Source organism: Bacillus sp. T33-2 (assembly GCF_002860205.1).
Classification (GTDB): Bacteria; Bacillota; Bacilli; order Bacillales; family Cytobacillaceae; genus T33-2.
In genome coordinates this window covers 14,404-40,195 of sequence record NZ_PGVB01000003.1, presented here as the reverse complement: position 1 = coordinate 40,195, position 25,792 = coordinate 14,404, and the positions used below count along the sequence as shown (strand labels likewise).

The following is a 25,792-nucleotide window of genomic DNA, read 5'->3' as shown; positions in this document are numbered from 1 at the left end:
CAATATAACAAGGGGGAAAAGTATGTCTAATGATGTTCTACAGCTCATTTCGATTTGTATTTATATGGCCGGGATGCTGTTAATCGGCGGGTATGCCTACAGAAAAACGAGCAATCTGACAGATTATATGCTTGGAGGGCGTTCTCTCGGCCCGGCGGTAACAGCGTTGAGTGCCGGGGCAGCCGATATGAGCGGATGGCTGCTGATGGGGCTTCCGGGCGGGATTTATGCTACCGGTTTGGCAGATGCATGGATTGCAATTGGTTTGACAATTGGCGCCTATCTTAACTGGATGCTGGTTGGCCCCCGGCTCCGGTCTTATACACAGGTCGCCAACGATTCTATTACAATCCCAAGCTATCTCGAAAACCGTTTTAAGGACTCAACCAAACTGCTAAGAATTGTATCCGCGGTCGTTATTCTTGTCTTTTTTACCTTTTACGTATCTTCCGGAATGGTCTCCGGGGCTGTTTTCTTTGAGAACTCATTTGATCTGAATTATTTAACAGGATTATTGATCGTTTCTGCGGTTGTGGTCGCCTATACATTATTTGGCGGTTTCCTGGCGGTCAGCTGGACCGATTTTATCCAGGGTTTAATGATGCTGATTGCCCTCCTGCTTGTCCCGATTCTCGGTTTTGCGAAAACCGGCGGGCCTGCAGAGACATTTGATACAATCCGGGCGATTGACCCGGCCTTGCTTGATTTCTTTAAGGGAACCACAGTGATCGGGATTATTTCTGCGGCAGCATGGGGTCTCGGATACTTTGGCCAGCCGCATATCATTGTCCGCTTTATGGCGATCACTTCTGTAAAAGAAATGAAAAGCGCGCGCAGAATAGGGATGAGCTGGATGGTTTTTACTCTGCTCGGCGCCATTTTGACTGCGTTCATCGGCCTTGCCTTTTTTGAACAAAATCCAGAATATGAATTGGCAAATGCCGAAGCTGTCTTTATTGAATTGGGACAAATATTCTTCCATCCATTGTTTGCAGGGTTCGTGCTGGCCGCCATCCTGGCCGCTATCATGAGCACGATTTCGTCCCAGCTCATTGTGACTTCCAGTGCTTTGACAGAGGACCTCTATAAAATTTTGCTGAAAAGGAAGGCCGGTGACAAAGAGCTGGTATTTTTCGGACGGATGGCAGTTCTTGCAGTTGCAATTTTGGCTTCGTTGCTTGCTCTCAACCCTGACAGCACCATCTTGAGCCTTGTAGCGTATGCATGGGCTGGTTTTGGCGCCTCATTCGGGCCGGTCATCATCCTGAGCCTGTTCTGGAGAAAAATGACCAATTGGGGTGCGCTGATCGGTATGATTTCTGGGGCCGTTACCGTTATTGTCTGGAAAAACTTTGAGCTCGGTGAAAAGATATTTGGAGAGCCGCTGTACGAAATCGTTCCAGGCTTTGTGGTCAATCTTGTCGTTTCCGTTATTGTCAGCCTTGCAACTTACAGGCATAATGACGCCATTGAAAAAGAATTTAATGAGAGCGTCCGTAGCTTGAAGCATAATTAACAAACCAAAAGAATCCCTCTCAACCGAGAAGGATTCTTTTTTGTCATTAATTTTATCGGGATGACAGGAATTGAACCTGCGACCCCTAGCACCCCATGCTAGTGCTCTACCAAGCTGAGCTACATCCCGTATTATGTATCTGAATCCTATTTTAGAATTCAGATTCGAACATTGCAAGCCCTATTTTCCTCTATAATTTTTATATTATCTGAAAAATCATAAAATTTGTAGAAAAGTAGTTCTTCGTGCGACTCTTAATATGATTGTCGAGGTTTAAACTATTGTTAAAGTGACAATAACAGCCTCTCCAGCTTTCCCGGGAAATAATATGTCGATATTTTCTTTTACAGTGCTCGAGAAGCAAAACTCGCCGATTAGCGAGCCCCCTAAAGGTGAAGACAGTGGCGTAGTTCACCGGAATTCCGTCCGCGAAGCTTATGCTCACGAAGCGTTCCTTATGCACTTACACTTTGTTCCTAAAATTGGCTCCTACGTCGAAATTTCTGCCCTGTTGCCAATTTATACTTCCTTAAAGTGCAAAAAAGCCGACGGATTACCGTCAGCTTTTGAAAGTTATCGTTTATTTAATTCCTCTGCAAGCAGCTTGTTCACAAGTGGAGGGTTTGCCTGCCCTTTGGTTGCTTTCATTACTTGTCCAACCAAAAAGCCTACTGCTTTGCCCTTTCCACCCTTGAAATCTTCAACTGATTGCGGATTCGCATCAATAATTTCTGTTATGATTTTCAAGAGCGCACCCTCATCGGAAATCTGGACGAGGCCTTTTTCTTTAACGATTTGCTCCGCATCGCCGCCATGTTCAATGAGTTCCTTGAAGACGGTCTTTGCTATTTTTGAAGAAATGGTGCCGTTTTCGATCAGCTTGATCATTCCAGCCAGCCCTTCTGGGGTAAGCGCTACTTGATCCAGCTCCTTTTGTTCTGCGTTCAAATATGCAGAAACGTCTCCCATCAGCCAGTTCGATGCCTGTTTGGCCTCTGCTCCAGCTTTTACAACTGCTTCAAAAAAATCAGCCATCTCTTTTGACATTGTAAGTACGTTCGCATCGTACACCGGCAGCCCCAGTTCTTCGATATAACGCTTTTTGCGGGCATCAGGAAGTTCGGGAATCTCTGCACGGATCCGTGCTTTCCACTCTTCATCAATATAAAGGTCAGGCAAATCCGGTTCAGGGAAGTAACGGTAATCATCGGATCCTTCCTTTACCCTCATTAAAATGGTCGTGTTTGTCGCTTCATCATAACGGCGCGTTTCCTGCCTAATGACGCCGCCCGCCTGTACTTCCTCGATTTGTCGTCTTTGTTCAAACTCGAGTCCCTTTCGCACAAAGTTGAACGAATTCAAGTTTTTCAGTTCAGTCTTTGTTCCAAATTTTTCCTGGCCGACGGGGCGGATGGAGATATTGGCATCACAGCGCAGCGAGCCTTCTTCCATTTTGCAGTCTGACACGCCAGTATACTGGATGATTGACTTCAGCTTTTCTAAATAAGCGTAAGCCTCTTCAGGCGTCCGGATATCAGGTTCGGACACGATCTCAACCAACGGGGTACCCTGGCGATTATAGTCCGCGAGTGAATATCCATTGCCATGGGTCAGTTTGCCTGCGTCCTCTTCCAGATGCAGCCTGGTAATCCCGATTTTTTTCTTCACACCATCCACTTCGATTTCAATCCAGCCGTTTTCACCGATTGGCTGGTCGAATTGGGAAATCTGGTATGCTTTCGGATTGTCAGGATAAAAATAATTTTTCCGGTCAAACTTTGTATGGGCCGCAACCTCGCAATTCAATGCCATTGCCGCTTTCATGGCGAATTCGACTGCCTTTTTATTCAGGACCGGCAACACTCCCGGGTAGCCCAGGTCGATTACCGTTGTATTTGCATTCGGTTCTGCACCAAAATGGTTTGGACTGGACGAAAATATTTTCGAGTCGGTTTTCAGTTCAACATGGACTTCTAATCCGATTACTGTTTCAAAATTCAATGTTCTCACCCCTTTACAGCTGCGGTTTTTGTTGATGGAAGTCTGTAGCCTGTTCAAACGCGTGGGCCACGCGATAAACTGTACTTTCATCGAAATGCTTGCCAATGATTTGCAATCCTAGAGGCAATCGACCCGCGAATCCACATGGAACAGAAATACCGGGAACGCCAGCAAGGTTCACAGGGATTGTTAAAATGTCATTGGCGTACATAGTGAGCGGGTCATCGATATTTTCACCAATTTTAAAAGCTGGTGTCGGTGTTGTCGGTCCGACTATGACATCAAAGTTTTGGAATACATCGTCAAAATCTTTTTTGATGAGGGTACGTACTTTTTGGGCTTTTTTATAGTAGGCATCATAATAACCGGAGCTTAATGCAAAAGTGCCAAGCATGATCCGGCGCTTCACTTCTTCCCCGAAGCCTTCTGCCCGCGTTTTTTTATACATATCAATCAGGTTTTCAGCATCTGGAGTACGGTAGCCATAACGGACGCCGTCAAAGCGGGCCAGGTTGGCTGAAGCCTCGGATGACGATAACAAATAATAGGTTGCAAGCGCATATTTTGAGTGAGGAAGAGACACTTCCTCCCACGTTGCGCCCAGCTTCTCAAGAACCTTCAGGGCATCCAGGACTGCATGGCGGGCTTCCTCTCCGACCCCTTCGCCCAGGTATTCTTTTGGAACTGCAATTCGCATGCCTTTTATGTCACCTGTCAGGGGCGCTGTATAGTCTGGAATTTTAACATTTGCAGAAGTAGAATCCATTGGGTCCAGCCCGGCAATTGCGTTCAATAAATAGGCATTGTCCTCAACAGTCCGTGTGATCGGCCCGATCTGGTCAAGAGACGACGCGAACGCCACAAGGCCAAAACGGGAAACAAGACCATAGGTTGGTTTCATTCCGACAACACCGCAAAACGAGGCTGGCTGGCGGATCGACCCTCCTGTGTCTGAACCCAGGGAAAACAGAACTTCTCCGGCCGCCACCGCGGCGGCTGACGCTCCTGAAGAACCGCCTGGAACGGTTTCAAGATCCCATGGATTATACGTTTTTTGAAAGCGGGAATTTTCGTTTGAAGAACCCATTGCGAACTCGTCCATGTTTAATTTGCCAATCACGACAGTTTTGGAATCCTTAAGCCGTTCAACTACCGTCGCGTCATAGATCGGATCGAAATTCTCAAGGATTTTGCTGGCACATGTTGTGCGCAATCCTTTTGTCACAATATTATCTTTCAGCCCGATCGGCATGCCAAAGAGAATCCCTGCTGAATCTTCAGCCCCCAGTTTTTCATCCAGCTGCCTCGCTGTTTTCCGTGCCTGCTCTTCGTCTAGTGTCAAAAATGCGTTGACCTTGCTGTCGACCTCGCCAATTCGTTTAAATGACTCACTTACAAGGTCAGAGACAGTTACTTCTTTTTTATGTAACAGCTCATGAAGCTCTGATGCCTTATGGTCAAATAAGCTCATGTGTCCTGCTCCCCTCTACTCTAAAATCGATGGTACCTTTATCTGCCCGTCTTGATGGTCCGGTGCATTCTTTAAAACCTCTTCACGAGGCAGGCCCTTTTTCGCAACATCGTCGCGCAGTATATTCTTGATATCAAGCACATGGGATGTTGGTTCAACATTTTCCGTATCAACTTCGTTTAGTTCTTCCGCAAACGAGATGATAGCATCGAGCTGTTTTGTAAACATTTCAGCCTGATCCTCTGTAACCGCCAGTCTTGCCAGGTGGGCTACGTGTTTAACCTGGTCAACAGAAATCCTTGACATAAAGCCACCTCCAATATGATTCGAACATTAGACAATAATAATGATAATAGCAAACTTTTGCGCTTCAAAGCAATACAGAGCCTTTCTCCGGCTGCTCTCTTTCAGCCTCCAGTAGGCCGGATTGGCGACCGGTTTTGGTCCCCTCATGCCTTTTCGGGTGCCAATACCAATCCTCGCCTATGTTTTAAACAGTGTGTTAATCCGTAAAATAAATTAGCCTTCGACATAGAGTCAAAGGCGGAAGTATGACATTATCCCTATATACATTATAACCTAACAAATTAATAAATAACAGACTACTCTTATCCAGCCCGCCTATTTATACTTAATTCATACAGAGGAGGGGACGCTCGTGAAATTCTACCGTTTTGGCAAAGAAGTCAGGAAAGAAATCACAATATTTAACAGCGTGGGTGCCGGCATCACACCGATCATCCGCAATGAAGATCCGATGCAGGTCGGCTGTATGCATTATGACCCTGAAGCGGTGCTTGGAATGCATGTTGCGCCATGTCCGCAGCTGCTTCTCGTTGTTAGCGGAAAAGGCTGGGTCCGCGTAGAAGGCCAAGACCCAATTGATGTCGAAACTGGTACTGCAGTGTTCTGGGAAGAAGGAGAGAACCACGAATCCGGGTCTGATTCCGGCATGACAGCCATCATTATTGAAAGTGGCAGCCTTGATCCTGGCCGTTTGCTAAAAGAATAATAAACTATTCTGCATGACTGCCTTCCAACAATGGCTCATAAATCTTGTTTGCCAGGTTTTAAGTTATATATTGACATCAATCAAGGCCCGTAGCTGTTAAGCTGGGGACTTTATAATATAGACTTTGAAATGTTATGTGTAAAAATGCAATAGGTGCTCTTATTGTTTTTTAAATATCTTACTGAAAAAGGTGAAAACCCCACCGCCCGATGTTTCCTTGGTTTTGGGGGCGGACTGCTGTTTGGACAGATAAATGTCCTCTTTATCGATTGCATGATCATAAGCAAGTACCAGCCCGAATTCAGAATCATACTCTCTGTTCGTGACCAGTGTGTATTGCAGATTCGGCTTTTTGGCCATGTTAATGTATTTAGACAGATGGGAATAGTCCATATTGCCATTCAAATATAAATGGGCCTTTGGATGTTCCTGTATCAATGTTTGTACTTCTTTATCCGCCTCTCCACTTCTCACCTGCCCTTGGGTCAACACCGCCACTACCCGTTCACGGAGAGTGCCAAGGAACTTCCTCCGTTCGTCAGGCTTTGTCTGTTTTGCCCCGTGAATCCCCTGCTGCAAATACTCATCGACGTTGGTCCGCTCCATCTTATCGCCTCCAATCATGATGCTAATACTATGTATGTCGGAAAATTTGAACCGTGATACTTTAAGGTTATCCTACCATAAACGAAAAAAACCTCCTCTTCATTAGAAGAGAAGGCACAAAATAGGAGTGTAGTATGGAGGTGAAAAAATCACGTGCAAGCAAAGCGATATTAAGAAACAAACTGTTCTTCTTCAGTCGAGCCTTTTAATGCTGTCGTAGAAGAAGTTCCGCCGGAAATGACCATGGAAACCTGGTCAAAGTAGCCGGTACCTACTTCACGCTGGTGCCTTGTGGCCGTATAGCCATACTGCTCACTGGCAAACTCGGCCTGCTGAAGCTCTGAGTACGCTGCCATACCGCGGTCCTTGTAGCCGCGAGCCAATTCAAACATGCTGTGGTTCAGGGCGTGGAAGCCTGCAAGTGTGACAAATTGGAACTTGTAGCCCATTTTGCCGAGCTCGACCTGGAATTTCGCAATCGTTTCATCATCAAGCTTTTTCTTCCAGTTGAAGGAAGGGGAGCAGTTATAGGCAAGCAGCTTGCCTGGGAACTTTTCATGGATTGCTTCGGCAAAACGACGTGCTTCTTCGATATTTGGCTCAGAAGTTTCACACCAGATCAGGTCTGCATACCGTGCATAAGCCAAGCCGCGTGCAATCGCCTGGTCAAGGCCTGCCCTTGTGCGGAAAAATCCTTCAGCAGTGCGTTCCCCGGTAATGAACGGTGCATCATATTCGTCTACATCGCTAGTGATTAAATCGGCGGCGTTCGCATCTGTCCGGGCCACAAGCACAGTCGGCACTCCCATTACATCCGCTGCAAGGCGGGCGGCAATCAAATTGCGTACAGCAGTCTGTGTAGGAAGCAACACTTTGCCGCCCAGGTGTCCACATTTCTTTTCTGAGGACAATTGGTCCTCAAAGTGGACTCCTGCTGCTCCTGCTTCAATCATGCCCTTCATCAATTCAAATACGTTCAGCTGTCCGCCGAAGCCTGCTTCAGCATCTGCCACAATCGGCGCGAACCAATCTATTGAATTGTCGCCTTCGGAATTGGTGATCTGGTCGGCACGCTGCAGCGCCTGGTTGATTCTTTTCACGACTGCTGGAACGCTGTTTGCTGGATAAAGGCTCTGGTCGGGGTACATATGGCCTGAAAGGTTGGCATCTGCCGCTACCTGCCAGCCGCTTAAGTAGATCGCCTTTAACCCTGCTTTTACCTGTTGGACGGCCTGGTTGCCTGTCAGTGCTCCCAGTGCGTTGACAAAATCCTCTTCATTCACAAGCTTCCACAGTTTTTCCGCGCCACGGCGTGCCAGTGTATGTTCGATATCGAGAGAACCGCGAAGCTTGATAACCTCCTCAGCGGTGTATGGTCTTTCAATGCCAGCCCAGCGTGAATCCATTTCCCAGCTTTCCTGCAACTGTCTTACTCTTTGATCTGTCATTTCATTGCCTCCTAAAAATTATCATTCTGTTAATCTATTAATCCAAAGCTTCATAGCCGGAAAGCGTCAAAAATTCCGCAAAATCTTCCTGTAAAATCAGGTCATCGAACAGCGTTGTTGCCTGGTCGAACCTGCCTGAGCGAAACGCCTCTACTCCAACTTCCTGCTTGATTTTTACAAGTTCTTCTTCCTTCAGCTGCTCATACATTTCAATGGTCACTTTCCGGCCATCATCAAGGATTCCTTTTGAATGGCGGATCCATTGCCATAGCTGGGCCCTGGAAATCTCGGCAGTCGCCGCGTCCTCCATCAGGTTATGGATTGGAGCTGCACCGCGGCCATTCAGCCATGAAGCTACATACTGGATGCCCACATTGATATTCATGCGTACACCTTCTTCAGTAATCGTGCCTTCTGGTACCGCAAGCAGGTCAGCGGCAGTGACTTCAACATCCTGTTGTTTTCCTGAATCGATCTGATTGGGCTGTGGCATTTCACGGTTAAATGCTTCCAATGCGACAGGGACCAAACCCGGATGGGCTACCCATGTGCCATCGTGGCCGTCGCGGGCTTCCCGTTCTTTATCGGCACGCACTCGTGCGAATGCCTCTTCATTGGCCTTTTCATTATTTTTAACAGGGATTTGAGCCGCCATCCCGCCCATCGCTGGTGCCTTTCGGCGGTGGCATGTCTTAATCGTAAGCAATGAATACGATCTCATGAATGGAACTGTCATTGTTACCTGGGAGCGGTCCGGAAGGATTACTTCTTCCTGGCTGCGGAGCTTTTTCAAATAACTGAATATATAATCCCAGCGGCCGCAGTTCAAGCCGGCCGAGTGCTCCTTTAATTCGTATAAAATCTCATCCATCTCGAACGCTGCAAGAATTGTTTCGATCAGGACAGTCGCCTTGATGGTTCCCTGCGGGATGCCCCGCTTCTCTTGCGCAAAAACAAACACATCATTCCATAAACGCGCCTCAAGATGGCTTTCAAGCTTTGGCAAATAGAAGTAAGGGCCTGTTCCCTGCGCCAAAAGATTTTTTACATTATGGAAAAAGTACATCCCGAAATCAAACAGGCTTCCGGAAATTGGCTTTCCATCAAGCAATAAATGTTTCTCTTCAAGGTGCCAGCCTCTTGCCCTTACAAACAGTACGGCTGTTTGTTCGTTTAGTTCATACCTCTTGCCGTTAGGGTTTTCAAACGCGATTGTCCGGTTTACTGCATCCCGTAAATTAATCTGGCCCTCGACGATGTTTTCCCAGCCTGGCGAGGTGGCGTCTTCAAAGTCAGCCATAAAAACTTTTGTCCCGGAATTAAGGGCGTTTATGACCATTTTCCTGTCTGTCGGGCCTGTGATTTCAACCCTGCGGTCCTGCAAATCCTCCGGAAGCGGCGCAATCGTCCATTGACTCTCCCGGATATGCTTTGTTTCAGGCAAAAAGTCCGGCAATTTCCCTTCATTGATTTCATGCTGGCGCTTTTTCCTCATCTCCAGCAGTTCCCGTCTCCGCTGCCCAAAATTTCTTTCCAGTTCCTCAATAAACTGTAAGGCTTCAGGGGTCAGGATTTCTTCATAGCCATTTTTCATTGTGCCGACGATTTTAATCCCTGTCGTTTGTGTAGACATTTAGCTGAACTCACCTCTTTGTTATAATACAGTTTAACTTTATATCTGTATTATATAACAGAAAAGACAAAATGCAATTATTTTACCTCAACTTTCTGAATATTTTTTTGAACCTGGTTTTTTATCCACCTGAATAAGAAAAACCACTTCATTAAGAAATGGTTTTCCGTCGTGTTCCATTCTATTATCCCCCCTGCTGAACCCGATTGTTTTCAAGCAGGCTAAAGTCGTAATCTCTCTTTCTCTTACCCTGAAATAATAGCGGAATACTGATGGCCAGCAGGGTAAAACGAACGAGACTGTCAATGACAAAAACAGATGTTGTACCGTAGGAGCCGGCTAAAACTCCTCCAATAGAATTTCCAAGCGGTATGCTGCACCAGGCGATCAGCCTGATACTAGTCGTGGCTCTTCCCATCAGCTCATCAGGAATGAGCGACTGCCTAAGTGTAATGATCTGAATGTTCCAAATCGTAAGCAATACCCCGCCAATTCCATTTGCGACCGCAATTGTTGCCACATTATCACTAAATCCAATCAACAATGGAGGGATAATCTGGAGCATGAGAATTGTGACGATGAGATTTTTTCCGGAAAGGTATTTGTTGACTTTCCCATTTATTACGGATCCGATGACGGAACCAAGGCTGAAACTGGCTGTCATGATTCCGGCAGCAGCCGCATCCAACCCCAGTTCCTCTTTCACTTTGTACATGATGGCAACAATTGAAGCGAAGATAACGAAATTTAAAAATGTAGCATAAATCCCTGTAAGCCTGATAAGTTTGTTGTTCCATACATACTGGAGACCTTCTTTTATCTGCATGAACATGTCTTGCTTATCTGCGCCCGCTATATTTTCTGTTTTCATGTGTTTCTTTATTTTTAACAGGGTCACGGCCGAAACCAAATAAGATACACCAGAAATAATGATTGTTTCCGGTACACCAAACAGCCCTACAAGTCCGCCGCCAAGTGCCGGACCGATGATTTGGCTTAACGATGTGCCCGCCTGAAGAACGGAATTTGCCTGCTGGAGCTGTTTTTTTTCAACTACATTAGGCAGGCATGCGCCATATGCAGCATCAAATAAAGCCGAAAATAAACTAATCCCTGCCTGTACTAGATACAACTGGATTATATGTATGTCGAAGATGAAATAAAATAATGGGATGGAGGATAGCAGCAGCAATCTTCCGATATCTGCAATCATCATTAATTTCTTTCGGTCATACTTATCCGCCCACACGCCTGCAGGCAAGGAGACCAGCAGATATGGTATGAATCCGACCGCGAAAGCAAAACCCATTTGCACAGCTGACCCTGTCAATTCAAGCAGCAGCCATGGAATTGCAAAATTGCTGATTGCTGCTCCAAACTGGGAAATCGTCTGTCCAGTAAACAACCATGTAAAATCTCTGTTTTTCCATACACTAACCATCTTTATCCACCTCTATCAATTGATTTTTTTGACTAACTTTTGTATAATTCGTTAAAACAGGAATTTATTTATTAGTTCGGTAAATACCGAACTAGTTAATTTGAATTATAGACGGTGGCTTTTAATTTGTCACCTGATATTTTTATTTTTTTAAATTTTTTATATGCTTTATAATAAAGTGAAGGAAAATTCCAGATTGGAGTAGAAACATGGCTTATATAGTGGATGTAGCATTTTCGCCCGTCAATGAATTAATGATGAGTTTATATACGTACCTTTGTAAAAAGTCCCATAAAAGGATTGACCTGGGGGCTTTATGGGTTAAAAATGTGGAGAAAACCCTTTCTCCCGAATTTAAAGGAAGTGTACTTGAGGAAGATATTTGGATGCCGATACACTTGCTGGCCTGCCAAAAACAGGACATGGATGTGCTTTCATTCATCCAATGGCTGGAAAGGCTGACACCAGGAGACATATATGAAAGCCTTGCTCCCTGGGTTGACACCGTTCCAAGCAATTTAGGGGAAATTAAACAGACGATGGTGCATGTTCTATCAGAGTGGAATGAGCAGTATTTTAATAACTTTGACATAGGAATTATTGATGAACTTAAAAAGGAAGCGGAGCATCAAAGGAGTCTGTTGGAGAAGGCGGATCCGATCGAGTTTGGCAAACAGCTTACAAATGGGATCATTTTCAAGCCGATCGATGGGCTTAAGAAAATCCTCTTTATTCCACAGTATCATTCACAGCCAAGCCATTATATGTTCCATTACGGAGGAATCACTATATGCGCCTATTCTCCTTATATTTCAAACGCAGAACCCGGGGAACCCTCACTTGAACTGCTATTAATGACAAAGGCCCTGTCAGACAAAAGCCGATTAAAGATTATTAAATATCTTGCAGGAAGCCAATCCAGTTTTATAGAGGTAGTGAGGCATATGGGGCTTGCCCGCAGCACCGTCCATGATCACTTGATCATTTTAAGGGCAGCAGGATTGATCGAAGTGGAAATTGCGGGGGAAAGCCTTGGTACGTACAGGTTCAGAAAAGAAGCAGCCTCCATGTTATTTAATAAACTCGAAAGCTATATTTACCAGTGATTATTTGAATTCAATCAAACGTTTGTTTAAAAATGAATCATCGTTTTTAATCCATCGTTTGATTAAGAACAAATAGGCTTATGTATTAAAAAAACCGGGCAAAAACCGCTCGGTTCTTTTTGTTCACAGAACATGCGAAATTGTGCACTCTTTCCTATGTACTCCTTTATAAATACTCAAAGTATATTTTTCCGCCACATTTCTCGCACAAAAAACATTGCCAGTGTCATTGCGTCCCCGTCGGACATACTCCTTGGCGACCGAATCAGCCCACTGCTACCTGTTTGCGTCACCTAGAACCTGGCTAGTTGACCAAAAGAACTCGAGTCAACCAGTTTTCGTCACCTAGAACCTGGCTAGACTACCGAAAGAGCTCGACTCAACCAGTTTGCGTCACCTAGAACCCATCTAGGTAACCGAACCAGCTCGCCGATACTTGTGTGCGTCACCTAGAATCCGGCTAGTTTTCCTAAAGAGCTCGCCCATACCTATTTTCGTCACCGAGAACTCGGCTAGTTGACCAAAAGAACTCGACTCAACCAGTTTGCGTCACTTAGAACACGGCTAGATGACCTTAAGAAGCTCGACTCAACCAGTTTGCGTCACCTAGAACCCATCTAGGTAACCGAACCAGCTCGCCGATACTTGTTTGTGTCACCTAGAATCCGGCTAGATGACCGAATCAGCCTTCCTCCTCAAAATAGCGTTACTTTGGAACGGATTTTACCCTGATGGTTTGTCAACGAATTGATCCGAATCATGGATTAATAAAAATTCCACAGCAACGGGTACTGTGGAATGAAGAAAATTTTATAATTTCTTATCTTTTAATAAAAATCCCGTTCTTTTCCGAACGGGATATCTTTATAGCTGGAGAGGTTTGTCTAACTAACAGAATTTTTTAATATCTTGTGCAACCTCAGACAAATCGTTGTTCAACTGATGGCCGCGACCATCAAACTGACGAATTATCGCCCTTTGGAAGCTTTTGTGCATACATTGCTAGGTGCGTAAAAGGCACCCATTGGTCGTCGCGGCTATGATAAAAGATAATATTTTGTTTATCGGGCAGCCTTGACTCAAAGTCTTCACACAACAAATATTCATCAACTTCCCAGTCTTCAGCACCCCAATAGGGTGGTGCGATGAGGAACACTCCGCTAATAGGTTGTACTTGCTTTTCTTCAGAGAGATATTTCAGCAGAAATGAAGCACCCAAAGAATGTCCGACAACAGCCACCTCAGCCTTTATGGTAGCAAGGTTTCTGGCAATCTGAGCTCTCCATGCCTCATAGGTCTTACCGGGTTAGGCATTTTAGGAAGAAGAATATCATATTCAGTACCTAGTAAATCTATAAGATTTAGTGCCAATTCCCGACCTGCCTCATATGCCCCTTGCCGCATCCATGAATGAACAGCAATTGTTTTTTCACGGTATCACCCCTTCCAATACTTTATTTCCACCAGACAGACAACAATTCATTATAACGCTTTGATACTTTAAACAATGATGTTCACAAGCTGCGAAAAAATCCCGCTCATTCCGAACGGGATTTTGAAAGTCTATTTATTAAAACATTTCCGAAGTTGTTTTTGCCTGCATATGAAGCAGCAGGTAGTCCGGTCCTCCGGCTTTGGAATCGGTACCTGACATATTGAATCCGCCAAATGGCTGATATCCTACAATCGCCCCTGTACATGTCCGGTTGAAATAGAGGTTTCCAACATGGAAGTCTTCACGGGCTTTTTCGATGTGCTCACGGTTGGTTGTAATAACGGCACCGGTTAAGCCATATTCGGTATTGTTGGCGATTTCAAGCGCATGGTCGAAGTCTCTTGCTTTAGAGAAGCCGACAACTGGCCCGAAAATTTCCTCCTGCATGATGCGGGATTTAGGGTCAAGATCAGCAAAAATGGTCGGCTTGATGTAGAAGCCTTTGGAATTATCCCCTTCGCCCCCGGTCATCAGCTTGCCTTCCTGCTTGCCGATTTCAATGTATTCCATGATTTTGTTGAATGCGTTGTTGTCGATGACAGGACCCATATATGTGCTGTACTCTTCAGGGTTTGCCAAAACCAGCTCATTTGTCAGCTCAACCGCGCGGTGCAACACCTGGTCATATACATCCTCAACAACGACTGCACGTGAGCCGGCTGAACATTTTTGCCCGGAGAATCCGAAGGCTGAGGCGACAATCGATTGTGCCGCCAACTCAAGATCGGCTTCTTTATCAACCACAATTGTGTCTTTACCACCCATCTCTGCAATCAAACGCTTCATCCAGATCTGGCCTTCATTTAATTTGGAAGACCTTTCGAATATGCGCAAACCTACGTCACGGGAACCTGTGAAGGAGATGAAGCGGGTATCTTTATGGTCAACTAAATAATCGCCCACCTCGGCGCCACTTCCAGGAACAAAGTTAAGGACACCTTTCGGAAGCCCTGCCTCTTCCATTACTTCAACAAACTTCGCTGCTACTACCGGTGTAGTTGAAGCAGGCTTCAGCAATACGGTATTTCCAGTCACGATTGCGGCAACGGTTGTACCCGCCATGATCGCAAGCGGGAAGTTCCAAGGTGAGATAATAATCCCGACACCCAATGGAATATATCCGTAGCGGTTAAATTCATTCGGACGGCTTTGGACTGGTACGCCATCTTTGATGCGAAGCATTTGGCGCCCGTAAAATTCCAGGAAATCAATGGCTTCAGCAGTATCTGCGTCCGCTTCCCTCCACGGCTTTCCAGCTTCCTTTGTCAAAAGGGCGGAAAATTCATGCTTGCGGCGCCGGAGGATTGTAGCAGCCTTGAACAAAACATCCGCACGGAATTCCGGCTTCACTTTCTTCCACGTCTTGAAAGCTTCAACCGCTGCCTGCATCGCTTTTTCAGCAAGGTCACGGTCCGCTTTTGAAACACGGCCGATCACTTCTTCTTTGTTGGCAGGATTGTAAGAAATAATTTTATCTTCAGTGCTGATGCGCTCTCCGCCGATTACTAAATCGTAATCCTGTCCGAGATAACCTTCAACTGTCTTTAAGCCTCTTAAATAAGCCTCGCGGTTCTCCTCAACCGAAAAATCTGTGAAAGGCTCATGTTTATATGGCTGTACCATTCGATCGCCTCCTATGTATTCGTTTACACCCAATCTTCATTTTACCATGACTCTTTTCATATCATCAATGAAAGAAAACTGGCAGTTCGAGTTCCATAAGTCTATGATTGTGTGATGGGGGACGGAGCTTTTTTATAAAAAAGAAAAAGAGCCGCGGAGGCCCTTCTTCGGTTAATGATAGACATGGACGATCGGTTCATCCTGCTGCGGTTTACGGACGATGAGAGCTTCCTGGCCATTAACGGAGGAGATGCTCACTTGCACCGAGATATAGTCTGGGAAGTCTTTCATCACAAGGCCAGTTACGTACTGAGTGAAGCCGATACCTTCAGCCTTGCCGTAAAATTGGATTGGGATATTGATGCTCAGCTCCTGAAGCTGCCCATCAACATAAAAACCCTTGCCGATAACTCCATTGAAATTGGGAAAGTATTCTTCCACACCTTGTTTGAACTGGTCAAATGCGTTCCAGTCATCTCGATGGTTTTTTTCGGCGTCTTCGGAAGGGAACAGGACGTATTTTTCCTTAACTTCTTTCCAGCCGCCAAGATTGCCGCTTCCCTGGGAAGCAGTGGAATAGGCAAAGAAATTCCCCGGAACAACTGAAGAACGGCTTTTTTGCTCAAACAGTGCTACAACAATCGGGACTTCCTTTAAATCCTTCTCCTTTCGCAGCCTGTTGACCACTTCCTGGGCAATCAGCTTGCCTTCCCTGTCAAGCACATCGCGTGGAATATCGGTTTCAAATGTATCCCCGAACTGTTCCTTTTGATAATAGTGCTTGCTATTAAGCGCAAGTCCTATGACAACTCCTCCTAGCTGATACGTCTCTTTTTCACCTTCTGCTTTTACAAGGTAATTGTGTTCGAGGATATGGGCCAGATAGACCGGGTTTTGCTTATTTCTCTCATGTACATCCCCTGTTCCGGGATCGACAGGATTGAGCCCAAGATTTTCGGACTCTTTCATTTTCCTCTGTTCCAGCTGTTCCTTCGTGAACTTCCTGTTCAGCCACGAATCCACAGTCTCCGAATCAAGGTACTGTCCTTCCTTAAAGACGTACCTGTCTGTTTCAAAGGTATTCTGGGCGAGCCTCATCAATCCTGTTTCTAGCTCATTAATGTCATAGCGGGTATTCAAATTATTGACTACCGCCCCGCGAGCTTCCCCGGGTTCAAACGGCATGATCGTCCGGTAGTATTTATCGGATATTTTATACTTTGGTATAATCGCTTTTTCTTTTGTATCATTATCCTTTTCCTGCACGATTTCTTCCTGCTTGTCAAAATTAGGCGCACAGGCTGCCAGCAAAAGGACGAGAGATAGAGCGACCATTGAGAGCTTCCTCATGGCGTTTACACCTCTTATTTATTTAATTCTTCAAGCAGTCTCTCCTCATTCCACACTTCAATGCCAAATTTCTGGGCTTTGGCCAGCTTTGAGCCGGCGTCTTCCCCGGCCACGACCAGATCCGTTTTTTTGCTGACGCTTCCCGCAACGTTTCCGCCGAGTGCCTCGATTTTTTCCTGTGCCTCATTGCGCGTCAATTGCTCCAGCTTGCCTGTCAAAACAATTGTCTTGCCAGCAAAGAATGAATCCGACTCTGCCGCGGCTGACGGCCTTGGCCCTTTGTATTCCATGTTGACGCCAGCAGCTTTCAGTTCCCCGATTAACTCCTTTACTTCTGGCTGATCAAAGAATGTTACGATCGAATCGGCCATTTTTCCGCCAATTTCGTTGATAGCGGTAAGCTCGGCATCTGTCGCCTCCATGAGCCTGTCCATTGTCCCAAATTCCTGTGCCAGCGTCTTCGCTGCTTTTGAGCCTACAAGTCGTATGCCAAGGCCAAAAAGCAATTTTTCAAGGGAGTTGCCCTTTGAATTTTCGATTGCGCGCATAAGGTTGGTCACCGATTTTTCACCCATGCGTTCCAGCCCGAGCAATTGATCCTTCGTCAGCTTATAAATATCCGCGACGTCTTGGATCAGCTGTTCCGCAAATAGCTGGCTCACGACTTTTTCGCCAAGCCCTTCTATGTTCATCGCATCCCGTGACACAAAATGGATCAGCCCTTCCCGAATTTGTGCCGGGCATTTTGGATTAATGCAGCGGAGAGCGACTTCTCCCTCGATCCGGACAAGGTCGCTTCCGCACTCCGGACAGTGGGTTGGCATGTGAAACTCTTTTTCGTTCCCTGTTCTGAAGTCTGCGAGGACATTGACGACTTCGGGAATGATGTCCCCGGCTTTTTTTACTACTACCTGGTCACCAATTTTAATGTCTTTCTCCCTGATCAGGTCCTCATTATGGAGCGATGCCCGCTGGACCGTTGTTCCGGCGACCTGGACTGGCTCAAGTATGGCAGTTGGTGTGATGACACCTGTCCTCCCTACACTGAGCTCTATGTCCAATAAAGTGGTGACCACTTCCTCGGCCGGAAATTTGTAGGCAATGGCCCATCTTGGGCTTTTGGCTGTTGTTCCAAGCTGGCGTTGCAGGCTGAGGGAGTCTACCTTGATGACGATGCCATCAATATCATAGGGCAGGTCCGGGCGACGTTCCACCCAGCCGCTGACAAATTCAATCACACCCTCAATATCAGAAACTTTCCTGCGCTCTTTATTCGTTTTAAAGCCTAGCTTCTCGAGGTAATCAAGGCCCTCGCTGTGCGATTCGATCCCGGTTTCCCCAACATCGCCTATCCCGTATAAAAATAGATCAAGATTCCTGGAGGCGGCAATTTTGGGATCAAGCTGCCGCAATGAACCTGCGGCCGCATTGCGCGGATTCGCAAATGGCTCTTCCCCCCGTTCGGCACGGGCACGGTTTAAAGCCTCGAATGAACGCCTCGGCATAAACGCCTCACCGCGAACTTCAATGCTGGCTGGTTCCTTCAGCCTGATTGGAAGCGACCGGATCGTCCTTAAATTAGACGTAATATCTTCCCCGATCGTTCCATCTCCCCTTGTGGCTCCCTGGACGAGCAGACCGTCGGTGTATTTTAGCGAAACCGCAAGGCCGTCTATTTTCAGTTCGCAAACATATGAAACATCTCTGCCTGCCGCCTGCCGGACCCGCCGGTCAAAATCCCTTAAATCCTGTTCATTAAAGGCATTGCCGAGGCTCAGCATCGGAACCCGGTGCTCAACCTTATTGAACATATCCAGGATGTCGCCGCCTACACGCAGGGTAGGTGATTCGGGCGTCCTTAGCTCTGGAAATGTATTTTCAAGCTCGATCAGTTCCCTCATTAACTGGTCATACTCCGCATCCGGAACTGAAGGTTTATCGAGAACATGGTATTCGTAGTTATATTGATTAAGGATATTTTGCAAGTCTCTGGCTCTTTTTTCAGCCGTCTGAAGGTCCATAAACCCAGCCCTTTCAAAAAAGATTAACGTTTAAAACTGTATTGGAAACCTCTTTTATGCCTTTTGAATCGGTGCAAATTTTGCCAGCAGCCGTTTAATACCGGTCGGGCTTGGAAACGCAATGTCCAGCTCCGTTCCTTCACCTTGCCCTTTCACACTGACAACAGTGCCGACACCCCATTTTCCATGTGAAGCTTTGTCTCCGACCTTCCAGTCAATTTCGTCGCCGCCGGTTGCCGCCGCTGCCGGACGGACTGCCGCCCTTCGCAGCTGCTGCGCAGGCCTTGCTGATGGCGAACCAAATGAGGATGAACCAAATGGTGATGGAGCTTTTTGTTTCGGAACCGCCTCTTCAATAAGCTCTTGCGGTATCTCCTTAATAAACCTCGATTCGGGATTCATGCTGGTTCGCCCGAATAATGTCCTCATCCGGGCATTTGTAATATAAAGCTCTTGTTCAGCCCGGGTGATGCCGACATAAGCGAGCCGGCGTTCTTCCTCCATTTCAGCCTCTTCCATCAATGAACGGCTATGCGGGAACACACCTTCCTCCATGCCGATCAGGAAAACCACCGGAAATTCCAGCCCTTTTGCGGAGTGGAGGGTCATCAGGACAACGCTGTCGGTTTTCTGCCCGTCATCGTCCAGCCGGTCAATATCGGCAACCAGGGCAAGATCGGTCAGGAATGAGATCAAGCTTTTATCCTCGCTGCTTTCTTCAAAGCTTTGCGTTACAGTTAGGAATTCGTCCAAGTTTTCAAGCCGGCTCTGTGCTTCAAGAGACTTTTCTGCTTTAAGCATTTCCCTGTACCCCGATTTTTCGAGCACTTCCTCGACTAGTTCGGTAACGGACAGGAATTCTTGCATCTGCGTATAATTTTTAATTAAATCCCTGAACTCAGCGGCTGCTTTTTCAATTTTCGGGCTGAGGCCGATCATTTCCAGACTCTGAAGTGCCTCGTACATGGACAGATCATGCATGGCCGCGAAATCGGCAATCCTGTCAACCGAGCTTGCGCCGATGCCGCGCTTCGGCACATTGATCACCCTCTGCAGGCTGATGTCATCATCCGGATTGGCGATCAGCCTGAGGTAGGCAAGAATATCTTTAATTTCCTTCCGGTCATAGAATTTAATGCCCCCAACAATGGAATACTCAATATTGGATTTCAGGAACGCTTCCTCGATCACACGGGACTGGGCGTTTGTCCTGTACAGGATTGCGATATTGGAATATTTGCGCCCGCTTCTGACAAGCTCCTGGATTTTGCCGACCACAAACTGGGATTCGCCCTGCTCACTGTCAGCCCGGTAATAGACAATTTTATTTCCATCGGGATTTTCGGTCCACAGGTTCTTCGGTTTGCGGTTCAGGTTATTCTGGATGACCTGGTTCGCTGCCAGGAGGATTTTTTTTGTGGATCGGTAGTTTTGCTCAAGCAAAATGACATTTGCATTCTGGTAGTCTTTTTCAAAAGAAAGGATGTTGGCGATATCAGCCCCGCGCCAACGGTAGATGGACTGGTCGGAATCACCGACGACACAGAGATTCTTGAACCGGTTCGCCAGAAGCTTGACCAGCATATATTGTGCTCTGTTTGTATCCTGGTACTCATCTACATGGATATACTGAAACTTGCGCTGGTAGTATTCAAGCACCTCAGGAACGCGCTGGAACAGCAGGATCGTGGACATGATCAAATCATCGAAATCAAGCGCCTGGTTTTTGCGCAGCCTCCGCTGGTACTCTTCATAAACATCGCTGACGACCTGGTCAAAGTAGCCGCCTGCTGTTTTTGAGAACTCCTCGGGCGTGATGAGTTCATTCTTGGCACTGCTGATTGTGCCAAGGATCGCACGGGGGTCAAATTTTTTCGGATCGATATTTTTATCCTTTAAAATTCCCTTTATCACCGATTGCTGGTCAGTCGTATCTAGAATGGTAAAATTGCGGCTGAATCCAATCCGGTCGATATCCCGCCTTAAAATCCGAACACACATTGAGTGGAAAGTGGAAATCCAGATTTCCTCTGCGGCGCCTCCCATCAACTTCCCGATCCTGTCCTTCATTTCCCGGGCTGCTTTATTTGTAAAAGTAATCGCGAGAATGTTATATGGGTTTACACCCTTTTCGACAATCAGGTATCCGATCCGGTGGGTGAGTACCCTGGTCTTTCCGCTGCCCGCGCCTGCCATTAACAATAACGGCCCGTCGGTCGTTTTCACTGCTTTTTGCTGCTCGGGGTTGAGCCCGTTTAATAATTTATCTGTAAGAAATTGCATTGACCGTCACCACCATACAAACATTTGTTCTTATTTTATCGTATTTTCATACTCTGCGGCAATGGCAGAATTATATTTTTACTGCATCTACTGTCTTGATAGCTTCTTCTATGTTTTGATAGACCGCGTTTCCAACGACGATCACGTCTGCTTCGGCAGACATTTCCCGGGCCTGGTCTGCAGTTTGGATTCCTCCGCCGTAAAACAGGGCCGTTTCTTTAAGGACTTTTTTTACTTCATGAACAAGGCCGGGGTCGCCGTATGTGCCGCTGTACTCCAGGTAGAAAATTGGAAGCCGGAACATTTTTTCCGCCATCATTGCATAAGCGGTAACGTCTTCTGTTGTGAGACTAGTGTTTGCATCCGTCAAAACGGCTGCCTTGCAATCGGCATTTAAAATACAATAGCCTTCTACGATAATTTCATCCCAATCCATCAGGTCCCCGTACTGCTTTACGGCCTCATGATGCAATCCCGCCACCCATTTAGGATCGCGGCTGTTTAAAACAGTCGGTATAAAATATAAATCAAATCCGGGCGTAACCGATTCAATCGTCGAAACTTCAAGTATGCAAGGCACAGTATATCGGCGGACCCGCGCCATTAAATCGAGGACATTTTCCAGTGTCACCCCGTCCGAGCCGCCTATGAGGATTGCGTCTGTTCCGGATTCACATAACCTCTCGAGATCCGGATCCGAAATTTGTTTATTCGGGTCGAGTTTAAACACATGCCGCCACTCGCGCACATCGTACATTCAAGAATGCCTCCCATTCTTCACTCCGGCCCTGCCGCTTGTGCCACCGGGGCCTCAGCAGCTTTTCAGAAGGAAAACGTCCTCCTGCAGGCAAAAATCTATCAGTTTTATTCCATTTAACCATTATATCATTTTTTATGAAGGAAAACTCACATGAACAGTAACTTCCAGTTCGTGACCGCAGTGTAATCCTCGCCTTCCTGCCTTGTACCTCGGCAGCGTCTTGATTAAAAAAATGATATATTCCGGTAACTGTTCGTTTTTTCCGGTAACTCGAATTATTATCCCGGTAATTTCAGATATTTTACCAGCAGCTAAATGTTAAATTAACTTGCCAATGAACAAGAAAAAAACCGAAGCGCGGGCTTCGGTTTTATTCAGTCGCTGTGCTTGTTTCCTGCTCTTTCACTCTTTCCAGTGCCATTTCATAGGCATCGTTTCCGTAATTTAAGCAGCGCTTAACTCGGGAGATGGTAGCAGTGCTCGCGCCTGTTTCGGTTTCAATTTTATGATAGGTTTTACCTTCACGGAGCATTCTGGCAACCTCCAGGCGCTGCGCGAGGGATTGGATTTCATTTACTGTGCAAAGGTCATCGAAAAACCGGTAGCATTCCTCTAAATCTTTCAAGGACAGGACCGCTTTAAAAAGCTGATCCAATTCTTTTCCTCTTAACTTGTCAATTTGCATGTATCAATACTCCTTTTAATGATCGATTTATTCAGCACCGAAAGTAACAAGCTGGCTTATCCCCGGCTTGGATGGAATCACATTGATCCACGTTTTGCCCGGGAGCAATCCCGCTGCCGCCCCATTCACATAAGGCAGGATTTTGCCGTCAACATTTTTCCACTGCACTTCATTCGCAACGCCTTTTTGAATGAGCCAGCCCTTCCCGCCGGAGGTTAAATCGATCTCCTTGTGGGCTGCTTCATCGATAACCCTGTGGTCCGCCTCAACGATGAAAAGATTGTCCAGCAGCACCGATTCCTTCGAATCAAGGTCTGTTGTTTCTTGCCCGCCTGTATAGCGGCGGTATTTTTGTTTTTCATCATCATATTGATATTGAACGTCAAATTCAGTGCTCGTGTATGAAACATTAACAGACTTCGCTGCAGCACCGGCCAGCTTTCCGGCATCCGCTTCCGTCAAAAATGGCAAGGCTTCTGGTACATCAGCCATTTCGTAACCGTTTTTCTCTGCCCCGGCCAGAATATTTTCATAGGTGATATATGAATTGTGTGGCGCTTTACGGAAGTCCGCCCTTTTAAACAGGGTACCATCATATTGCATCCCGTTAATATTATCAATAAATCCTCTTTTAATCATGTCCTGGGCTTCGGGACTGTAACCGTGGGCAACGAAAAAGCTGTCATAGCCCTTCGCCAGCTCCATATAATAATCCCTTGCACTTCGCACCGGACCAATGTTTTCCGGCTTTTCGCTCTGGAAGATCGCCAAAAACCTCGTAACATCGCCTTCGGCAAGCACTTCGTACACGATGTCAGCTTTGTGAAGCCCAGACTGCGGACGTGCAAGCGGATGGTTATTGACCATGACGGCAACAGCCCGGCCGGAAGCTTCTGCCTTTGTACCAATCCCCGTAAGCGGAAACTGATACGGAAACGGCTCCTCTTTTACCTCTTTAACTGCATTTTCAACTACCCGTGGCTTATGTTTGTTTATCTCTTCTTTTTTTGCACAGCCAGACACCAGCAGCATAACTGCCGCTGAAGCAGCAACCCATTTTTTTAGCATGAAAACACCCCAGTAAAACTCCCAATTATTTTATCTCTGTAAGTTCTTTTATAGTTTAACGCATTATTGTTGGAAAGAGTATCATTTTCTTGATGACATCATAGATCCCCTGCTGGGTTACCCGGATATACGGCAGGTGGGTCGATGAGAAGAACAACAGTGAATATATAGGATCCGAAAACTGATATCCTTTTTCCTTTAAATAGGCAAGCAGCCGTTTCTCCTGTTCAATTAATTCGTTTACAGGCTGATTTGACATCAAGCCTTTTAACGGCAATGGGATTTCCCTGACAGTCACCCCATTTTCACAGGTGACAATCCCGCCGCCCATCTCCTTCATCCGATTAAAAGCAGCAAGCATGTCGGTTTTCCTTTTCCCAATCAGAATAATATCCCCGGTATTGGAAAAGGAGCTGGCAAGGCCCGCCAAAGAAGTAGCAAAACCTTTTAAAACCGTGTTGATGCGCCATTTTCCATTTCTGTCAAGCAGCATAAAAAAGCACTGGTCATGTTCCATCGACAGTTCATCCCGTGAAACATCGATCGAAATAGAATATGGCTTGGTGATCACCGAGTTTTCCATCTTTATCCCAAAAGGCATCGAAAACTGAAGGTCGTCCATACCAAGATCCCAGTCAAGCTGTAAAGGTTCAAAGCCAAAACGATCCCAATCTATGCTTGCAAAACTGTCCAGTGCTTTTCCGTCCCTCTTGACCCATTTTCCTTTCGCCAAAACTGAAACCGGCTCAGGATTTTTTTCATCTGAAAGAAAGTTGATATCCGCCATTCTTCCAGTGGCTATATTTCCGTGGAGATGGCCCAGATTATAATAGCGGGCCGGATTGATTGTTGCCATATTATATGCATCAATGGCCGGGACGCCTCTTTCAATCGCAATCCTGATCATTTGATCCAAAACACCTTTTTCATAAAACGAAGACGTGGACCCATCCGTTGTCATCAGGAATCTGTCATAGACTGCGATATCCATCTCAAGGATTTCATCGAGCAGCCGCGGCAGGTCCGGACGAATGGATGAATGCCTCAATGACACCATATAGCCCTGCATGAGGCGGTTCTGTACATCCTTTCCGGTCATGGCTTCATGGTCGCAGTCTGCTCCAAACAGCATCATTTTAGCCAGTGTTTTTTCCGATGCTCCGGGAAAATGTCCTTCGATCTGTTTTCGCATCCGTTTTGTTTCCTGCATCCAGTGAAGCATCAAATCATCGCCTGCCAACAGCTTTGGCCAGCCGGTGAGCTCTCCGCCCTGGACCACCATTTCATGCTCAAGCCAGGACTTTATGTTCCCATTTGAAAAAACAACTTCTTCGTCCCGGATTTCTGTCTGGGCATCGAACCGGCACCACCAATACATCGTTGCCGGATAATTTTGCAGCTCCCGCAGCAAGGAAAACGCTTTCTTTTTATTCAGCTGCAAAGCAAGCATCATATTGTCATTGATTAGTGTTGTCGTGCCATGCTGTGATGCATAGCTGGCAAACGTATGGGGATTATATAATTGATATGGATGTGCATGTGGCTCAATATAGCCGGGAACCAGCATCTGTCCGCTGCAATCAATGATTTCACAGCTGTCTGCCATGGCTGGCAGTTGATCCCCGACATAAACGATCCGGTCTTCATATATCCAAATATTCGCCGTCATCCATTTTCGGAATGTTTGATTTAAATAGACTGCATTTTTTAACAGAATTGTGGGAGGCAGGGCACCGTCCAATACAGCAGCTTGGTTGCGCAATTGTTTGTTTTTCCAGCGGTAACGTTGTTCCATCACCATGTTCCCCTCCAGGATGCTCTTTCCGGTTCAATCCGGTCTTATTCTATAACCAGGGTAAAGAAAGCACTTACATTTACAAATTTTATCTTACCATAATTAACTGTTTAACGCATTAAAGAATTAATGAAAAATTGGAAAGGAGCTGGAGAAAATGAAAGTGAAACAAAACATTGGGATCCTGAATGCGTTTATTCGGATCACCATTGGCCTTGCAGTTTTATCCTGGACGACCGCGAGAATGGCCAAGAAGCCACGGCGCGGTTCCTATAAAATCATCGCGCTTCTCGGCGGAATGAAAGTGGCTGAAGGGATTCTCCGCTACTGCCCTTTAACTGCCCTTTATGAAAAAGGCAAAGATATGGAAAATGGCGAAGGAAAAGCAGAAAACCACTATAGCAGGGGAAGCGCAAAAGAGGAACATAACAGCCAGTCCAATTGGTCATGATCGCTTTAAGATGAGCTGGACGATATT

General features: G+C 46.2%; 19 protein-coding genes, 1 tRNA gene and 1 pseudogene. 4 read left to right on the top strand and 17 right to left on the bottom strand.

Annotated elements, in window-relative coordinates:
• The first annotated feature begins 22 nt into the window (after nt 1–22).
• Complete coding sequence (putP, locus tag CVD19_RS02600; protein ID WP_101580321.1) at nt 23–1,516, top strand: sodium/proline symporter PutP; 1,494 nt, start codon at nt 23–25, stop codon at nt 1,514–1,516.
• Nucleotides 1,517–1,571: 55 nt separating this feature from the next.
• On the opposite strand, the gene CVD19_RS02595 is transcribed toward putP, so the two are convergent.
• The 4 genes from CVD19_RS02595 to gatC form a co-directional block, all read right to left on the bottom strand.
• Nucleotides 1,572–1,645 (bottom strand) — tRNA-Pro (locus tag CVD19_RS02595).
• A 444-nt stretch (nt 1,646–2,089) separates the two neighbouring features.
• Entirely contained in the window at nt 2,090–3,517 is a 1,428-nt protein-coding gene (gene gatB / locus CVD19_RS02590; protein WP_101580320.1) for an Asp-tRNA(Asn)/Glu-tRNA(Gln) amidotransferase subunit GatB, read from the bottom strand.
• A gap of 13 nt (nt 3,518–3,530) precedes the next feature.
• The gene (gene gatA / locus CVD19_RS02585) at nt 3,531–4,988 is read right to left on the bottom strand and encodes an Asp-tRNA(Asn)/Glu-tRNA(Gln) amidotransferase subunit GatA (protein WP_101580319.1); all 1,458 of its coding nucleotides are present in this window, start codon (nt 4,986–4,988) and stop codon (nt 3,531–3,533) included.
• 15 nt (nt 4,989–5,003) lie between these two features.
• Nucleotides 5,004–5,294 (bottom strand): Asp-tRNA(Asn)/Glu-tRNA(Gln) amidotransferase subunit GatC, encoded by a 291-nt coding sequence (gatC, locus tag CVD19_RS02580; protein ID WP_101580318.1) that lies wholly within the window; start codon nt 5,292–5,294, stop codon nt 5,004–5,006.
• A gap of 352 nt (nt 5,295–5,646) precedes the next feature.
• On the opposite strand from gatC, the gene CVD19_RS02575 reads away from it, so the two are divergent.
• A complete protein-coding gene (locus tag CVD19_RS02575) occupies nt 5,647–6,000 on the top strand; it encodes a cupin domain-containing protein (RefSeq protein ID WP_101580317.1) in 354 nt (117 codons plus the stop codon).
• 159 nt (nt 6,001–6,159) lie between these two features.
• Here the strand turns inward: CVD19_RS02575 and CVD19_RS02570 are convergent, their stop codons facing one another.
• The 4 genes from CVD19_RS02570 to CVD19_RS02555 form a co-directional block, all read right to left on the bottom strand.
• Nucleotides 6,160–6,606, bottom strand: a complete 447-nt coding sequence (locus tag CVD19_RS02570) for a YueI family protein (protein ID WP_101580316.1) — start codon at nt 6,604–6,606, stop codon at nt 6,160–6,162.
• 170 nt (nt 6,607–6,776) lie between these two features.
• The gene (gene aceA, locus CVD19_RS02565; protein ID WP_101580315.1) at nt 6,777–8,054 is read right to left on the bottom strand and encodes an isocitrate lyase; all 1,278 of its coding nucleotides are present in this window, start codon (nt 8,052–8,054) and stop codon (nt 6,777–6,779) included.
• Nucleotides 8,055–8,091: 37 nt separating this feature from the next.
• Nucleotides 8,092–9,687: a malate synthase A gene (gene aceB / locus CVD19_RS02560; RefSeq protein ID WP_101580314.1), complete on the bottom strand. Its 1,596-nt coding sequence runs from the start codon at nt 9,685–9,687 to the stop codon at nt 8,092–8,094.
• A gap of 184 nt (nt 9,688–9,871) precedes the next feature.
• Nucleotides 9,872–11,128: an MFS transporter gene (locus CVD19_RS02555; RefSeq protein ID WP_101580313.1), complete on the bottom strand. Its 1,257-nt coding sequence runs from the start codon at nt 11,126–11,128 to the stop codon at nt 9,872–9,874.
• Between the two features lie 209 nt (nt 11,129–11,337).
• Between CVD19_RS02555 and CVD19_RS02550 the strand changes: the two genes are divergently transcribed.
• Complete coding sequence (locus CVD19_RS02550) at nt 11,338–12,234, top strand: ArsR/SmtB family transcription factor (RefSeq protein WP_101580312.1); 897 nt, start codon at nt 11,338–11,340, stop codon at nt 12,232–12,234.
• 955 nt (nt 12,235–13,189) lie between these two features.
• Here CVD19_RS02550 and CVD19_RS02545 read toward each other — a convergent pair.
• From CVD19_RS02545 to CVD19_RS02505, 9 genes and pseudogenes are all read right to left on the bottom strand, one after another.
• Nucleotides 13,190–13,516 (bottom strand): annotated as a pseudogene (locus tag CVD19_RS02545) (alpha/beta hydrolase); the annotation flags it as partial.
• Between the two features lie 288 nt (nt 13,517–13,804).
• Nucleotides 13,805–15,352, bottom strand: coding sequence for an L-glutamate gamma-semialdehyde dehydrogenase (pruA, locus tag CVD19_RS02540; RefSeq protein WP_101580310.1), 1,548 nt, complete (start codon nt 15,350–15,352; stop codon nt 13,805–13,807).
• 171 nt (nt 15,353–15,523) lie between these two features.
• Complete coding sequence (locus CVD19_RS02535) at nt 15,524–16,702, bottom strand: CamS family sex pheromone protein (RefSeq protein ID WP_101580309.1); 1,179 nt, start codon at nt 16,700–16,702, stop codon at nt 15,524–15,526.
• A gap of 14 nt (nt 16,703–16,716) precedes the next feature.
• Complete coding sequence (gene ligA, locus CVD19_RS02530; RefSeq protein WP_101580308.1) at nt 16,717–18,723, bottom strand: NAD-dependent DNA ligase LigA; 2,007 nt, start codon at nt 18,721–18,723, stop codon at nt 16,717–16,719.
• Nucleotides 18,724–18,777: 54 nt separating this feature from the next.
• On the bottom strand, nt 18,778–21,006 hold the full coding sequence (pcrA, locus tag CVD19_RS02525; RefSeq protein ID WP_101580307.1) for a DNA helicase PcrA: 2,229 nt from the start codon (nt 21,004–21,006) through the stop codon (nt 18,778–18,780).
• 70 nt (nt 21,007–21,076) lie between these two features.
• Nucleotides 21,077–21,763 carry a heptaprenylglyceryl phosphate synthase gene (locus CVD19_RS02520; protein WP_101580306.1) on the bottom strand — a complete coding sequence of 229 codons (687 nt, stop codon included), beginning with the start codon at nt 21,761–21,763 and terminating at the stop codon, nt 21,077–21,079.
• Between the two features lie 373 nt (nt 21,764–22,136).
• Nucleotides 22,137–22,451, bottom strand: a complete 315-nt coding sequence (locus CVD19_RS02515; protein WP_101580305.1) for a YerC/YecD family TrpR-related protein — start codon at nt 22,449–22,451, stop codon at nt 22,137–22,139.
• Nucleotides 22,452–22,478: 27 nt separating this feature from the next.
• Nucleotides 22,479–23,519 carry a DUF3048 domain-containing protein gene (locus CVD19_RS02510; protein ID WP_101580304.1) on the bottom strand — a complete coding sequence of 347 codons (1,041 nt, stop codon included), beginning with the start codon at nt 23,517–23,519 and terminating at the stop codon, nt 22,479–22,481.
• A gap of 55 nt (nt 23,520–23,574) precedes the next feature.
• Nucleotides 23,575–25,317 (bottom strand): adenine deaminase C-terminal domain-containing protein, encoded by a 1,743-nt coding sequence (locus CVD19_RS02505; protein ID WP_180953482.1) that lies wholly within the window; start codon nt 25,315–25,317, stop codon nt 23,575–23,577.
• A gap of 154 nt (nt 25,318–25,471) precedes the next feature.
• Between CVD19_RS02505 and CVD19_RS02500 the strand changes: the two genes are divergently transcribed.
• Nucleotides 25,472–25,765: a YgaP family membrane protein gene (locus CVD19_RS02500; protein WP_101580302.1), complete on the top strand. Its 294-nt coding sequence runs from the start codon at nt 25,472–25,474 to the stop codon at nt 25,763–25,765.
• Nucleotides 25,766–25,792 lie beyond the last annotated feature (27 nt).

What these genes read in the sequence shown, in the direction of transcription:
- putP (WP_101580321.1), top strand. Translation starts at nt 23, where the DNA reads ATGTCTAATGATGTTCTACAGCTCATTTCGATTTGTATTTATATGGCC.
- gatA (WP_101580319.1), bottom strand. Translation starts at nt 4,988, where the DNA reads ATGAGCTTATTTGACCATAAGGCATCAGAGCTTCATGAGCTGTTACAT.
- gatC (WP_101580318.1), bottom strand. Translation starts at nt 5,294, where the DNA reads ATGTCAAGGATTTCTGTTGACCAGGTTAAACACGTAGCCCACCTGGCA.
- CVD19_RS02570 (WP_101580316.1), bottom strand. Translation starts at nt 6,606, where the DNA reads ATGGAGCGGACCAACGTCGATGAGTATTTGCAGCAGGGGATTCACGGG.
- aceA (WP_101580315.1), bottom strand. Translation starts at nt 8,054, where the DNA reads ATGACAGATCAAAGAGTAAGACAGTTGCAGGAAAGCTGGGAAATGGAT.
- aceB (WP_101580314.1), bottom strand. Translation starts at nt 9,687, where the DNA reads ATGTCTACACAAACGACAGGGATTAAAATCGTCGGCACAATGAAAAAT.
- CVD19_RS02555 (WP_101580313.1), bottom strand. Translation starts at nt 11,128, where the DNA reads ATGGTTAGTGTATGGAAAAACAGAGATTTTACATGGTTGTTTACTGGA.
- CVD19_RS02550 (WP_101580312.1), top strand. Translation starts at nt 11,338, where the DNA reads ATGGCTTATATAGTGGATGTAGCATTTTCGCCCGTCAATGAATTAATG.
- pruA (WP_101580310.1), bottom strand. Translation starts at nt 15,352, where the DNA reads ATGGTACAGCCATATAAACATGAGCCTTTCACAGATTTTTCGGTTGAG.
- CVD19_RS02535 (WP_101580309.1), bottom strand. Translation starts at nt 16,702, where the DNA reads ATGAGGAAGCTCTCAATGGTCGCTCTATCTCTCGTCCTTTTGCTGGCA.
- ligA (WP_101580308.1), bottom strand. Translation starts at nt 18,723, where the DNA reads ATGGACCTTCAGACGGCTGAAAAAAGAGCCAGAGACTTGCAAAATATC.
- pcrA (WP_101580307.1), bottom strand. Translation starts at nt 21,006, where the DNA reads ATGCAATTTCTTACAGATAAATTATTAAACGGGCTCAACCCCGAGCAG.
- CVD19_RS02520 (WP_101580306.1), bottom strand. Translation starts at nt 21,763, where the DNA reads ATGTACGATGTGCGCGAGTGGCGGCATGTGTTTAAACTCGACCCGAAT.
- CVD19_RS02515 (WP_101580305.1), bottom strand. Translation starts at nt 22,451, where the DNA reads ATGCAAATTGACAAGTTAAGAGGAAAAGAATTGGATCAGCTTTTTAAA.
- CVD19_RS02510 (WP_101580304.1), bottom strand. Translation starts at nt 23,519, where the DNA reads ATGCTAAAAAAATGGGTTGCTGCTTCAGCGGCAGTTATGCTGCTGGTG.
- CVD19_RS02500 (WP_101580302.1), top strand. Translation starts at nt 25,472, where the DNA reads ATGAAAGTGAAACAAAACATTGGGATCCTGAATGCGTTTATTCGGATC.